Origin of the sequence: Xanthomonas sp. LMG 12461 (genome assembly GCF_009192935.1) — a bacterium.
In the GTDB taxonomy this organism is placed as follows: domain Bacteria; phylum Pseudomonadota; class Gammaproteobacteria; order Xanthomonadales; family Xanthomonadaceae; genus Xanthomonas_A; species Xanthomonas_A sontii.
This window is the reverse complement of record NZ_NQYT01000070.1, coordinates 73,825-86,597: the sequence shown is the minus strand read 5'-3', so window position 1 is coordinate 86,597 and position 12,773 is coordinate 73,825. Positions and strand designations below refer to the sequence as shown.

At 70.5% G+C, this 12,773-nt stretch carries 14 protein-coding genes and 2 tRNA genes; 8 read left to right on the top strand and 8 right to left on the bottom strand.

Going from position 1 to position 12,773, the window contains the following annotated elements; genetic code table 11:
• Positions 1 to 131: 131 nt before the first annotated feature.
• A tRNA-Gln gene (locus CEK68_RS17685) sits at positions 132 to 206 on the bottom strand.
• Between the two features lie 41 nt (positions 207 to 247).
• Positions 248 to 324: transfer RNA gene (locus CEK68_RS17680), tRNA-Met, on the bottom strand.
• Between the two features lie 120 nt (positions 325 to 444).
• Here CEK68_RS17680 and CEK68_RS17675 point away from each other — a divergent pair.
• From CEK68_RS17675 to bfr, 3 genes are all read left to right on the top strand, one after another.
• On the top strand, positions 445 to 1,056 hold the full coding sequence (locus CEK68_RS17675; protein WP_152240166.1) for an RNA pyrophosphohydrolase: 612 nt from the start codon (positions 445 to 447) through the stop codon (positions 1,054 to 1,056).
• Positions 1,057 to 1,136: 80 nt separating this feature from the next.
• Positions 1,137 to 1,346, top strand: coding sequence for a (2Fe-2S)-binding protein (locus tag CEK68_RS17670; protein ID WP_017912292.1), 210 nt, complete (start codon positions 1,137 to 1,139; stop codon positions 1,344 to 1,346).
• Positions 1,347 to 1,449: 103 nt separating this feature from the next.
• Positions 1,450 to 1,920 carry a bacterioferritin gene (bfr, locus tag CEK68_RS17665; RefSeq protein WP_017910327.1) on the top strand — a complete coding sequence of 157 codons (471 nt, stop codon included), beginning with the start codon at positions 1,450 to 1,452 and terminating at the stop codon, positions 1,918 to 1,920.
• A 645-nt stretch (positions 1,921 to 2,565) separates the two neighbouring features.
• Here bfr and CEK68_RS17660 read toward each other — a convergent pair.
• Genes CEK68_RS17660 through CEK68_RS17650 form a run of 3 tightly spaced genes read right to left on the bottom strand, consistent with a single transcriptional unit; the run spans position 2,566 to position 7,858 of the window.
• On the bottom strand, positions 2,566 to 5,250 hold the full coding sequence (locus CEK68_RS17660; RefSeq protein WP_152237832.1) for a hybrid sensor histidine kinase/response regulator: 2,685 nt from the start codon (positions 5,248 to 5,250) through the stop codon (positions 2,566 to 2,568).
• A gap of 2 nt (positions 5,251 to 5,252) precedes the next feature.
• The gene (locus CEK68_RS17655; protein WP_152237833.1) at positions 5,253 to 7,187 is read right to left on the bottom strand and encodes an EAL domain-containing protein; all 1,935 of its coding nucleotides are present in this window, start codon (positions 7,185 to 7,187) and stop codon (positions 5,253 to 5,255) included.
• Positions 7,188 to 7,228: 41 nt separating this feature from the next.
• The gene (locus CEK68_RS17650; protein WP_043093569.1) at positions 7,229 to 7,858 is read right to left on the bottom strand and encodes a DUF4126 domain-containing protein; all 630 of its coding nucleotides are present in this window, start codon (positions 7,856 to 7,858) and stop codon (positions 7,229 to 7,231) included.
• Positions 7,859 to 8,043: 185 nt separating this feature from the next.
• Here CEK68_RS17650 and CEK68_RS17645 point away from each other — a divergent pair, with 185 nt between their 5' ends.
• Genes CEK68_RS17645 through CEK68_RS17625 form a run of 5 tightly spaced genes read left to right on the top strand, consistent with a single transcriptional unit; the run spans position 8,044 to position 11,580 of the window.
• Positions 8,044 to 8,778, top strand: coding sequence for a DUF6776 family protein (locus CEK68_RS17645; protein ID WP_043093568.1), 735 nt, complete (start codon positions 8,044 to 8,046; stop codon positions 8,776 to 8,778).
• Between the two features lie 7 nt (positions 8,779 to 8,785).
• Entirely contained in the window at positions 8,786 to 9,235 is a 450-nt protein-coding gene (locus CEK68_RS17640; RefSeq protein ID WP_017908989.1) for a polymer-forming cytoskeletal protein, read from the top strand.
• Between the two features lie 31 nt (positions 9,236 to 9,266).
• Positions 9,267 to 9,653, top strand: coding sequence for an iron-sulfur cluster insertion protein ErpA (erpA, locus tag CEK68_RS17635; RefSeq protein WP_017908990.1), 387 nt, complete (start codon positions 9,267 to 9,269; stop codon positions 9,651 to 9,653).
• Between the two features lie 48 nt (positions 9,654 to 9,701).
• On the top strand, positions 9,702 to 10,631 hold the full coding sequence (gene nudC / locus CEK68_RS17630) for an NAD(+) diphosphatase (RefSeq protein ID WP_152237834.1): 930 nt from the start codon (positions 9,702 to 9,704) through the stop codon (positions 10,629 to 10,631).
• Between the two features lie 52 nt (positions 10,632 to 10,683).
• Positions 10,684 to 11,580, top strand: coding sequence for a membrane protein (locus tag CEK68_RS17625; protein ID WP_043093566.1), 897 nt, complete (start codon positions 10,684 to 10,686; stop codon positions 11,578 to 11,580).
• A 63-nt stretch (positions 11,581 to 11,643) separates the two neighbouring features.
• Here CEK68_RS17625 and CEK68_RS17620 read toward each other — a convergent pair whose 3' ends face one another.
• The 3 genes from CEK68_RS17620 to CEK68_RS17610 are packed head-to-tail and all read right to left on the bottom strand — an operon-like array spanning position 11,644 to position 12,769.
• Positions 11,644 to 12,000, bottom strand: a complete 357-nt coding sequence (locus tag CEK68_RS17620; protein ID WP_152240165.1) for a hypothetical protein — start codon at positions 11,998 to 12,000, stop codon at positions 11,644 to 11,646.
• Between the two features lie 5 nt (positions 12,001 to 12,005).
• Complete coding sequence (locus CEK68_RS17615) at positions 12,006 to 12,413, bottom strand: DUF2752 domain-containing protein (RefSeq protein WP_150409224.1); 408 nt, start codon at positions 12,411 to 12,413, stop codon at positions 12,006 to 12,008.
• Positions 12,414 to 12,418: 5 nt separating this feature from the next.
• Positions 12,419 to 12,769, bottom strand: coding sequence for a CD225/dispanin family protein (locus CEK68_RS17610; RefSeq protein ID WP_017912540.1), 351 nt, complete (start codon positions 12,767 to 12,769; stop codon positions 12,419 to 12,421).
• Between the last annotated feature and the right edge of the window lie 4 nt (positions 12,770 to 12,773).

Here is a 12,773-nt window from a genome sequence, read left to right as displayed (position 1 = left end):
TGTGGAGGCGGAAGGGCTGGGGCCCGCGCCTTGCGCAGCAAGGCGCGGGGCGCAGGCGCTTTGCGCCTGCGCGAACCCGCAGCCAAACACACAAAAAAGGCCGATCTTTCGATCGGCCTTTTTTGTGTGTTTGGCTGCCCCGGATGGATTCGAACCACCGAATGCCTGAGTCAGAGTCAGGTGCCTTACCGCTTGGCGACGGGGCAATGTGGACTGCAAGTATCGCACGCCTCGGGCGTACACACCATGGTGGCTATGGGTGGACTCGAACCACCGACCCCAGCATTATGAGTGCTGTGCTCTAACCGGCTGAGCTACATAGCCCTGGTGAACCGCAAATTCTTATGGAGAAGCGGGCGGCTGTCAACGGGTTTCTGCGCTGCTTGTGGCCCGGCCGCAGCCATGGCAGAGTCGGAGCCAGTAGATTTTTCAGGAGTCCGCATCGTGATCGATCCGGACGGCTATCGACCGAACGTAGGCATCGTGCTGATGCGGCCGGATGGTCAGGTGTTCTGGGCACGCCGTGTGCGCCGGGACGGCTGGCAGTTCCCGCAAGGCGGCATGAACACCGACGAGACCCCGGTGGAGGCCATGTACCGCGAGTTGCGCGAAGAAACCGGGCTGTTGCCCGAGCATGTGGAAGTGCTCGGCGCCACCCCCGGTTGGCTGCGCTATCGCCTGCCCAGCCGGGCCATCCGCCGCAACGAGCGCCAGGTCTGCATCGGCCAAAAGCAGGTCTGGTTCCTGTTGCGGATGCAGTGCGACGAGAGCCAACTGAACCTGGAACTGACCGAGACGCCGGAGTTCGACCACTGGCGCTGGGTCGATTTCTGGTACCCGGTGGAGCACGTGGTGCTGTTCAAGCGCGGGGTCTATGCGCGGGCGCTGCGCCACCTGGCGCCGCTGGCGCAGACCATCGCCGGCGCCGGCATCCGCGCCATGCCGACTCTGGCCCAGGAGGCGTGGCTGCCGGGCAATACGGCGGGCCACGAGCGGCCGCGCAAGCGTCCACGCAAGCGCGGCGGACCCCGGGCGGCACGGATTAATAACGATTAACGGGCGGAATTGACAACCATTCTCACTTTGGTTTGAATGGGCGCCAGGCGCAGTCCGCGCCGTCCGCCGCCAAGCCCGCCGTGTACGTCTGCATCTGCAATGGGGTCACCGATCGCCAGATCCGCGAAGCCGCCGAAGCCGGCTGCCGCAGCGTGTCCGAACTGACCATGCGCACGGGCTGCGGCGCCACCTGCGGCTCCTGCCTGGACATGGCGGGCGACCTGCTGGAGCGCGCGCTGAGCCGCGAGCTGCCCCTGCCGGTGCTCGGCGGTCTGGCCCGCGCCGCCTGAGGCCGTCGCCGCGCTGCAGCGCGGGATGATCACGATTCGCGTTCCTTCACGTCGCAGCGCGATTCGCTAGAGTCTGCGCTTTCCGGCTTACGCGAGCGATGCAATGAAGGGCGACAGCAAAGTCATCGAGTTCCTCAACAAGGTCCTCTACAACGAGCTGACTGCGATCAACCAGTACTTCCTGCACGCCAAGATGCTGAAGAACTGGGGCCTGAAGGAACTGGCCGAGCACGAGTACAAGGAATCCATCGACGAGATGAAGCACGCCGACAAGCTGGCGGACCGCATCCTGTTCCTCGAGGGGCTCCCCAACTTCCAGGCGCTGGGCAAGCTGCGCATCGGCGAGAACCCCAAGGAAATCCTCGAGTGCGACCTGGCGCTGGAACAGGACGGCACGGTCACCCTGCGCGAAGGCATCGCCTACGCCGAATCGATCCAGGACTACGTCAGCCGCCAGCTCCTGGCCGACATCCTGGAATCGGAAGAAGAGCACATCGACTGGCTGGAAACCCAGCTCGACCTGATCGACCGGATCGGCGAGCCGAACTACCTGCTGACCAAGCTCGACGACTGAATCGTCGGCGCATGAGGCCGCGGCGCTGGCCTGTGTCGGCGCCGCGCAGGATGTTGTTCGCTCTGCGCTCCGGGATGGCGCTGACATGCACGTGCAGGAGTCAACTGTCATGCAGCCGCGACGCGTGGCTGGCGCAAGGTCGCCGCTGATCCCGAACAGCGGCACATGCCGCTCCTGCGAGAGTCCATGCGGCCGACATGGCATCGGCATCGCACCACCTCGCTCTCCTGTGGGAGCGGCTTCAGCCGCGACGCGTTGATGGTGATCGTCGCGGCTGAAGCCGTTTCTGCACGCACCGGGTAGGCGGCGACTGCGGCGGTACGGCGCAAGCGCAGCGAGACCTTCCTGTGCGGACCACCGCAACACGTCGCTGCTGAATCTCGCGGCGTCCTCTGCGCTTGATCGCGGGCGGAGCATGCGGCTTGGCGAAGGCCATGCAGGTGCACCACGACAGCCATGCATGCACAGCGCCACTGTTCCTTTAAGAGTGGCTTCAGCCGCGATGGCGTTACGGGTAGCGCCTTGTCGCGCTGAAGCGCTCCTACAAGAAAGGCAGTAGGCCGTGCGTCGATGTCTTCGATGCACTGTGGCCGGGTCTTGCGGGCGATCGTGTCGCCTGCAGACGCGCCGTAGCGCGATACCACGCTAGGGTTCGGCGGGTTCGGCAGTGTCGCGGACGCTGGCGCGGTAGCCGCTCAGCGCCAGGCGCGCGCGCGCGAACTCGGCGATCACCAGGGCGACCGCGACCACGGGGCGATCCAACGTGCCGGTGCGCACGCCCGACTCGATGCGCAGCGCCGCCGCCGACAGCGCCAGCGCGCCGAGGTTGGCGGCCGAGGACTTCAGCGTGTGTGCGGCCTCGCGCAGCGCGTCGCTCTGCGCCGTCGCCGCCGCCTGCTCCAGGCGCTGGATCAGCAGCGGCGCATCGGCCAGGAACAGCTCGACGATCTGCGCCACGCTGGCCGAGCCGATGACCTCGCGCAACTCGTCGAGCACGGCGATCTCCAGCACCGGCGCCGGCACCGCTGAGGGCGGTTCCGGATCGTCTGCCTCCGGCGCGGCGAGCGGCAGCGTCGACGTTGCGGTGGTGCCGCGCGATGCCAGGTCCTGTTCCAACGCAGGCGCTGCCGGGGGGACGTCGAGCGTGGCGTGATCGGGCGATGGCATCGAGGCGGTCGACGTGGTGCTGGGGCTGGACGCCGTGGCGGCGTCCGTCGTGTGCAGGGTGGTGTGGCGGGTGTCCTGCGCTTCGACGTCCACCGCGTCGGCGAGCGCATCCGCCGCTGGCCCGCTGGCGATCGCCGCGGACCCGTCCGCGGCTGCATCCGCCTCCGGCGCGAACGCCGCGCTGGCCGGCGCGGCCGCCGGCTGCAGCGGCAGCCAGCGCTGCAGGCAGTCCTCCAGCCGCGCGCGATCGAGCGGCTTGGACAGGTAATCGTCCATGCCGGCATCGAGGCAGCGCTGGCGGTCGCCGGCCATCGCGTTGGCGGTCATCGCCACGATCGGCAGGCGCGGGCGCGACGCATCGGCCTCGCGCTGGCGCCACTGCCGGGTAGCGGCGTAGCCGTCCAGCACCGGCATCTGGCAGTCCATCATCACCAGGTCGTACGGCTGCCGCGACAACTGCGCCAATGCGGCGGCGCCGTCCTCGACGCTGTCGGCATGGTGGCCGAGCGATTCCAGCAACCGCCGCGCCACCATCAGGTTGACCGGATTGTCCTCGACCAGCAGCAGGCGGTAGCCGCTGCGCGGCGGCGGCGCGTCGGCCACGACGGTCGTCGGTTCCGCGGCGCGGGCCGGTGCGGGGGCATCCATGACGTCCGTCGCGAAGGCGTCGTGGTAGAACGCGTCGGCGGTGTCGGCGCCATCGCCAGCGGTCTCGCTGGCCAGGCTCGGCGTCGCCGGGGCCAGCGCCAGCATGCTGCGCAGGTCGATGTCCGCCGCCTGCCGCGACAGCAGCGCGCCGTGCGCGCGGATTTCCTCGGGAATGTCGGCCTCGCCGTACAGCCAGATCAGCCGCGCGGTCTGCGGCGCCGGCAGGCGCGCCACCGCGCGTTGCAGGGCGCGCGCGCTCTGCCGCAGTCCATCCAGGTCGCCGATCACCAGATCGTAGGTCGGGCGCACGCTACCGCCACTGCCGTTGCCGCGCAGCCGCTCCAGCGCCTCCTGGGTCGAATCGACCTTGCTCACCTGCACGCCCCAGTTCGGCAGCAGCACGCTCAGGCGCTGCTGCAGGCGCTGGTCGGCGCCGACCAGCAGCGCATGCAGCCGCGGCAGGCCGCCCGGATTCTGCGGCAGGTCGCCGATCACCTTCAGCAGCGGGATCTCGAACCAGAACGTGGCGCCATGGCCCTGCCGCGACGCCACGCCGATGCGCCCGCCCATCAGTTCGACGATGCGCTTGCAGATGGTCAGGCCCAGCCCGGTGCCGCCGTACAGGCGGGTGGTGGAGGCGTCGGCTTGGGTGAAGGCCTGGAACAGGTGCTCCTGGCGCTCGGCGCTGATGCCGATGCCGGTGTCGCGTACCTCGAAGCGCAGCAGGTGCTGTGCCGGGGTCTCGCCGAGCCGGCGCACGCCCAGGTCGATGCCGCCGCGCGCGGTGAACTTGACCGCGTTGCCGAGCAGGTTGCTCAGCACCTGGCGCAGGCGCACCGGATCGCCGCGCACCGGCAGGCGCACCGCCGGGTCCAGTTGCAGCGCCATGCGCAGGCCCTTGGCCTCGGCCGCGCGCTGCATCAGCTCCAGCACGCCGTCGAGCAGTTCGCGCAGGTTGAAGGTGGTGATCTCCAGCTCCAGCCGGTTCGCTTCCAGCTTGGAGTAGTCCAGGATGTCGTCGACGATGCGCAGCAGTTGCAGCGAGGAGGTGTTGGCCGCGCGCAGCATCTCGCGCTGGTCCAGGCCGAGCGGGCCGCGCCCGATCAGTTCCAGCATCGGGATGATGCCGTTGAGCGGGGTGCGGATCTCGTGGCTCATCGTCGCCAGGAACTCGCCCTTGGCCAGCACGGCGGCCTCGGCGGCCTGCTTGGCCTGCAGCAGTTCCTGTTCCAGCCGCTCGCGCACGTGCACGTCGTGTTGCAGGGCGTTGCGCTCGGACTCGGCCAGCGCGGCACGCGCCAGCGCCGCATCCAGGCGTTCGATCTGCTGGCGCGCGCGGCAGCCAGCCAGGGTGGCCAGCGCCGCGGCGGCGGCCATGCACAGCGGCGCCAACCAATGCCACAGCGGCGGCAACGGCAGCGCCAGCGGCGGCAGCGCCAGCAAGGTGCCGGCGACGGCGAGCGCCGCGGCGAAGGTCGCCGGCCGCGGGACGGGCCGACGTCTGCGGACGGACATGGCTAGAGCACCGCGTTCTGGAAGTCGAAGTTCAGCTGGTCGCCGACCGACTGCACCAGGTTGCCCTGGATGAAGTCGACCCCGCCCATCCACATCGCGGCCGCGGCCTGCGCCTGTTCGATCTGCTGGCCGATGATCAGCAGGCCGGCGCGGTGCGCCAGGTCGATGGTGGCGCGCAGCTGGTCGCGCAGTTCGGGATCGGCATGCGCGCCGGCGAAGCGTGCCGACAGGCGCAGATAGCCCAGCGGCAGATGCGCCAGTAGCGCTTCGGCCTCGGCGCCCGGTTCGAACTGGCTGATGCAGAACTGCACGCCCAGCGGCATCAGCCGTGCGCAGAACTGCTGCAGCGTGGCGGTGTGGACCAGCGCATCGTCCAGGCGCAGGTCGATCACCAGCGAGGTGCCGGTGACGCCGCGCCGGCCGATGGTGTCGATCAGCCATTCGGCGAAGGCGGTGCGCGCCAGCGTGCGCGTGGACTGCGAGACGAACAGGCGCAGCGGCGGAGTGGCGTGCTGGTACAGATGCAGCAGGCCCAGCGCGTGGTCCAGCACCTGCTGGTCGAGGTCGGCGAGGCGTCCGCCGGCCTCGGCGGCCGGCAGCACCTGGCCGGCCGAGAGCAGGCTGCCGTCGCGCTGGCGCAGGCGCAGCAGCACCTGGTACTGGGCGATGTCGCCGCCGGCGACGGCGACGATCGGCTGGTAGGCCGGCTCCAGTTGTCCCTCCAGCATCGCGATGCGCTGCAGGTCCTCGTCGGTGCGCGGCGGCACGTAGGCGGCGATGCTCTGCGGATGCAGCCGCGCCTGCAGCGCGGTGCGTTCGACCGCTTCGAGCGCGCTGCCGGCGTCCTCGAAGCCATGACCGAAGTCGGCGTAGCCGATCGCGCAGCGCAGGTGCAGCGCCTCGTCCTCGCGCAACGGGAAGGCGTGGCCGGACAGGGTGTCGCGCAGGCTCTGCGCGCGTTGCCGCTGCGCGTCGGCATCGGCGTCGTCGGCCAGCAGCAGGAAGCTGTTGTCGTTGAGCCGCGCCAGCGGCTGCGGCGCGGTGATGCCGGCCAGGCGGCGCCCGGCCTGCACCATCAGCCGCTCGAACGCGGCGTAGCCATAGCGTTCGCGCAGGCCGAGCGCGCTGGCGATCTCGATGAAGTACAGGCTGCCGGGGCGGCGCGCGCGCAGCGTCGTGTCCAGCAACTGCAGCACGTGGGCGCGGGTCGGCAGGCCGGTCTCGGGGTTGTTCAGCGGCACCGCCTCGGCGTGGCCTTGCTGGGCCTGCTGGCGGGCGCGGCGGATGCGGTTGGAGACCGCGGCGATCAGGTGCCGCGGCCGGATCGGCTTGGTCAGGAAGTCGTCGGCGCCGCTGTCGAGCACTTCGTATTCCAGTTCCGGATCGGCGTCGCCGGACAGGAACACGATCGGCAGCAGCTGGTGCTGTGGCTGCTGGCGGATCAGCGCGGTCAGGCGCATGCCGTCCAGTCCCGGCATGTGCAGGTCCATCAGGATCAGGTCCGGCCGGTAGTCGACCATGGCCTGCTGCACGCCTTCGGCCTGCATCTGCACCTGCGCATGCATGCCAGCGCCATGCAGCACGCTCTGCGCGAACAGCGCCTGCGCGCGGTCGTCCTCGACGATCAGCACGCGGTACGGCGCGGCCGCGGCCGGTGCGGCGGGATCGGAGGCGGCGTCGGCGACGACGAAGGCGGCCGCGTTGGCGTCGCCGGTGCCGTCGTCGTGCTCGCTGGCGGCCAGTGGCGTGGCGGCTGCCGCCAGTTCGGTGGGCACCGGATCGGCCATGCCGTCACCGGCGGCGGGATCGGCGGGCGCCGCGCGCTCCGCGTCGCCGACCCAGCGCCGCCAGTAGTGCGGCGGCGGGGTCTCGGCGCGGACATGGCGCGCGCGCGCGTCCTCGCGAGGGGAAAGCGGAGCGGTGTCGTTGGCGGGCATCGCGTCTGGTTCCTGGGGCGCGTCCAATTATGCGACGAAGTTCACGATGGCTGTGCGCCGGGATGCGAGACGTTGCCGGCCGGTGCCGTCGGCGAGGCCAGCAGGCGGCGCATGCCCCGCCACAGCAGGCGCCATGTCCACCACACCAGCAACGCGCCGAGCGCGCTCGCCGCCAGCACGACGGTCAGTGCCAGCCACGGGTGCGCGAGGGCCAGGGCCAGCGCGGCGATCACCACCGAATCTTCGGCCAGCGAGGCGATCCAGTTGCTGGCCGGTTCCGGCGAGGTGTTGAGCAGGGCGCGGGTGCCGGCCTTGAGCGCGTGGCTGGTCAGCGCCACGCCCGCGCCGGTGGCCAGCGCGCCGGCGCTCAGCTGGCCGTCAGGCGAAAGCGTGGCCGCGGCCAGGAAGGCGCCGGCCGGAATCCGGGTCAGGGTCTGCAGCAGGTCCCACACCGAATCCACGCCGGGGATCTTGTCGGCGAAGAACTCGGCCAGCGCCAGCGCGCCGGAGGTGCCGAGCACCCACCACGACTGCGTCGCCTGCAGCGCCGGCGGCAGCTCCAGCCAGCCGAGCAGGCCGGCCAGGCCGATGCCGAACACGGTCAGGTAGACGCGGATGCCGGCCAGCCAGGCCAGCAGGATGCCGATTACGAAGAGATGGGCGTCGGTCATGGCAGGCGCTCCTGCAAAGCACGGATGCCGGTCACTATCGGCCAAGCCCGCCACGAAGGCCAGCCCGCGGCGCGGGCCGGCCGCGCAGTCCGGCGCCGCTCAGGAGGGTGGCTTACACTAGGTGGCCCAGCAGGCCGACCCGCGAGGATCGACGCCGGCGCCGCCTCGGTGGCGCGGCAGCGCGCATGAACCGACCCGTTCCCCGTTTCCAGATCGTGGCCAATGGCGCCGCGCCCCGCCGCGGCCGCGGGCTGTGGTTGCTGCTCGCCGGGCTGTGGCTGCTGTCGCTGGCGCTGACCTGGTGGCTGGCCAGCCGCCAGGCCGCGCCGCGACTCGGTGCGGTCAGCGCGCAGTTGCGCGAGGCCGAACGCAACCTGCAGGCGCAGCAGCGGCAGATCGAGACGCTCAACCAGCGCCAGGCGACCCTGGCCCGTTCCGACCAGATCAGCCGCGCCGCCAACAACGAGGTGCAGAGTTCGCTGGCGGAGCGCGACGAGGAGATCGCCGGGCTGCGGGCCGACGTGGCGTTCTACGAGCGCTTGGTCGGCGCGACCAGCCAGCGCAAGGGCCTGAGCGTGCATTCGGTGGAGTTCTCCGCCGAGGCCGGCGGCACCTGGCGCTACAACGTGGTGCTGACCCAGAACCTCAACCGCGGCGCGATCAGCCAGGGGCAACTGCGGCTGACCGTGGAAGGCGTGCGCGGCGGCAAACTGACCAGCGTCGGCTGGGACGAACTGCACCAGAAGACCGGTGTGCCCGGGCAGGACTACTCGTTCCGCTACTTCCAGCAACTGGACGGCAGCGTGATCCTGCCCAAGGGCTTCACCCCGCAACGGGTGCGGGTGGCATTGAGCGGCGGCGGGGCGCCGGTCAGCCAGACCTTCGATTGGACATTGGCCGGTAACGGCAAAGGGGAATAATCAGCCTATGTTTGGGAACAAGAACAGCCGCAACAGCGGCCAGACCGTGGTCGATACGCTGATCGGCGCGCAGGTGGTGATCCGCGGCGACCTGGTGTTCAGCGGCGGCCTCTACGTGGAAGGGCGCATCCTCGGCAAGGTCGTCGCCGAAGACGGCGCGCCGGCCACGTTGACCCTGTCCGAGCACGGCAGTATCGAGGGCGAGGTGCGCGCACCGGTGGTGATCATCAACGGCCAGCTGATCGGCGACGTGCATGCCGCCGAGCGCGTGGAACTGGCGTCCAAGGCACGGGTGCAGGGCAACGTGCACTACCAGGTGGTGGAGATGAACGCCGGCGCGCAGCTGACCGGGCGCCTGATCCACGCCGGCAGCCTGGCCGCACTGGCGCCGCCGGAAGCGCACCGCGAGGCCGCCGGCGACGCCGAGCCGCCGCGCGCGCTCACCGCCGAGGCTTGATTCGGCCGTCCGCCGTCCCCATTCTCCCGCCATGAGCACTCTCGTCTCCCTGCCCGGCGCCGCGCCCACGCCCGACTACCAGTCGCTGGACCGGCCGTTGAACTTCACCGCGGCCGCTGCGGCCAAGGTGCGCGAACTGATCCGCGAGGAAGGCAACGATGCGCTGGCGCTGCGCGTCTACATCCAGGGCGGCGGCTGTTCCGGCTTCCAGTACGGCTTCGAGTTCGACGAGAACCGCGCCGAGGACGACCTGGCGGTGCAGACCGACCAGGTCACCCTGCTGGTCGACCCGCTCAGCCTGCAATACCTGATGGGCGCGGAAGTGGATTACAGCGAAGGCCTGCACGGGGCGCAGTTCGTGATCCGCAATCCCAACGCCAAGACCACCTGCGGGTGCGGCAGCAGCTTCAGCGTGTAGACACGCTGCGGCTTGCGGGACGCACGGTTTGCCTGCACCCTGCGGCGCATGTCCGATCCGACGCCTGCCTCTTTCGCCTTCGCCGGTCCTGCGATCGACCGTGCCGATGCCGTACGCAACGACCCGGCCGCGCTGCGCCAGGCCTGGGAACAGGCCAGGGTGCTGGTGCTGGAAGCCGATGGCCAGGCGCATGCCGATGCCGACGGACGCCCGCTGATCGCCAGCGCCGCCGCCCTGGGCGCGCTGGCAGAGCAGGCCATCTTCCTTGGCCTGGACCAGGATCAGGCCTGGTTCGCGCTGGCCGCCGACGCGCTGCCGCAGGCGCTGGCGCCGCCGCAGCGCATCGACCTGCGCCGCGCCGCGGCCGAGTGGCCGGCGCCGGAGGCGGGCCTGTTCGCCTACGCCCGCGCGATGCTGCACTGGCAATCGCGCACCCGTTTCTGCGGCGTGTGCGGCGGCACCATCGCGTTGCAGCGCGGCGGCTTCCTCGGCGTCTGCACGCAGTGCGCCAGCGAACACTATCCGCGGGTGGATCCGGCGGTGATCGTCGCGGTCAGCGATGGCCGGCGCCTGCTGCTGGGGCGCCAGGCGAGCTGGCCGGCGCGGCGCTACTCGGTGATCGCCGGCTTCGTCGAGCCCGGCGAATCGCTGGAACAGACGGTGGCGCGCGAAGTGGCCGAAGAGACCCTGGTGCGGGTGCGGCCGGGCAGCTGCCGTTACTACGGCGCGCAGCCGTGGCCGTTTCCTGGCGCGCTGATGCTGGGCTTCAGTGCGCAGGCGGAGGCGGACACGCCGCAGGTCGACGGCGAACTGGAAGACGCGCGCTGGTTCGAGCGCGAGGAGGTCGGCGCCGCGCTGGCGCGCCTGGCGGCGCAGGGCGACAGTGCCGACGATGGGCACGGCCTGCGTCTGCCGCCACGCATCTCCATCGCCCGCGCGCTGATCGAGGATTGGTACCGGCACGGCGCGCCGGCCTGACCGCGCCGGTACGTTCCGCGCACCCGCTTCAGAACGGTCCCGGAGGACCTGCATGTTCACGACCCTCGTCGCTGTGATCGTCGCCCTGGTGCTGGGCCATGTCGCGCCCGGCATGGTGGCCTCGTTGCGCCGCTTCGACGCCTTCGGCGACTGGCTGAGCTGGCTGGACACGCATGCCGGCGAGGGCAGCGCCTGGCGCGGCCGCTACGGCATCGCGCTGGCGCTGCTGCCGCCGCTGCTGCTGGTCGGCCTGCTGCAGTGGCTGCTGGCGGCACCGCACCTGGGCCTGCTGATCCTGCTGTTCGGGATCGTGGTGCTGGCCTTCAGCTGGGGTCCGCGCGACCTGGACACCGACGTCGAGGCGATCATCGACGCCGATGACGCCAGCGCGCGGCGCCTGGCGGTGGCGCAACTGCAGGCCGATGGCGGGCCGCTGCGTGAGGATCCGGCCGGGCTGGTCGAGGCGGTGGCGGTCAGCGCGCTGCGGCGCTGGTTCGCGGTGCTGTTCTGGTTCCTGTTGCTGGGGCCGTTCGGCGCGCTGGGTTATCGGCTGCTGGCGCTGGCTGCGGTCGGCCCCTATGCCGCGCGGCTGCCGCCGGCGACCGCCGCCGGCGCGCGCGCGTTGCTGGCGGCGCTGGAATGGCCGGTGGCGCACCTGATGACCTTCTCGCTGGCCCTGGTCGGCAATTTCGAAGCGGTGTTCGGCGCCTGGCGCGCCGCCGGCGGCAAGCGGTGGCAACTGGACACCGGCTTTCTCGGGCCGGTGGCGTGCGCCAGCGTACGCGGCGAACTCGATGCCGAGGCGCACGACTACAGCGACGCGGGCATGGTGGTGCCGGCGCTGCGGCGCCTGCCCGAACTGCGCGATGCGATGAGCCAGGTGTGGCGGGTGCTGCTGCTGTGGCTGGTGCTGCTGGCGCTGCTGGTGATCGCCGGCTGGGTCAGCTGAGGCGCATACCCAAGGCCGGCATCAATTCGGCGGGGGGACGCGTTCCGAACTGACGGCGGGCTGTCAGTCGCCGCTCGGGAACTGGCGCTCGTACGCAGCTACATGCAGGGGAAACAACTGGGCATACTGCGGATCGCTGATGCCGATGACCGACACTTCGCGCCCACTCGCGCCGAGTTCCGCCGAGTGGTTGCTGATGCACACGCCGATGCATTCGAGCAATGTTCCGTTCGCATCGCGTGCCGAGAGATGCAAGCCCTCCGACGCCGGACCCTGGGCGGCGATCACCTGCGCCTGGATCAACCTATAGGACGGTGTCGGCACGAACCTGCCGAACGCCACGCCCATGGGCGCGTCGCCAAGTTCGAGCGCGGACCAGCCGACCAAGAGTTCCTTGCTGTAGATGCCGAACTGCGGCATGGCCGTTAGCCGGGCGCCAGCAGGGTGAACGGGAACCACGGCAGGTTGCGCGCGATCCAGTAGCCCGGCAGCGCGACCAGCCAGAAATTCGGCCGCGAGACCACGCTCACGACTGGCGCAAACCAGGCCGCGCGCCAGCCGGCCTTCCAGGCGATCAGGCCCGGCAACAGGGCCAGGCCCAGCATCGCGCCGGGATTCATCGCGAACGCGCCGACCGGGTCCAGGTGCACCAGCGCATGCAGGGCGCGGGTCATGCCGCAGCCCGGGCAGTAATAGCCTGTGAGCGCATGGAACATGCACGGTGCGAACGGGTTGTTCGCGGCATTGGGATCGAAGCGGTACAACAGCGTGGCGCCGCCGGCCGCGAATGCGGCGGCGGCGCCCAGGCACGCCCGTTGTTGCCAGGCGCGCACGCCGATCAGCTCGCGTGCTGGATCTGCTGCATGTAGTCCATGTAGCTCTGCATGCCGCCGGTGGCGACCATGACGGCATTGATCAGCAGGCCGATGATGGCCAGTGCGGTGGTCACCCAGCACCAGGTCTTGGCGGTGTTGGAGGCGCGGCGCGCGCCTTCCAGGTCGCCCTGGTTGAGCAGGCCGTTGACCTTGCTGGAGAACACGATGGCGACGATGCCGGTGATCAGCGCCGGGCAGCACAGGCAGAAGCCGAGCACCGTCGAGATGATCGCCCAAGCCAGGTGGTTGGGAACCGGACCGGGGACGCCGGAGGCGGGAGGCGGCGGGGGCGCGACGGGGCTGACGGTACTCATGTGG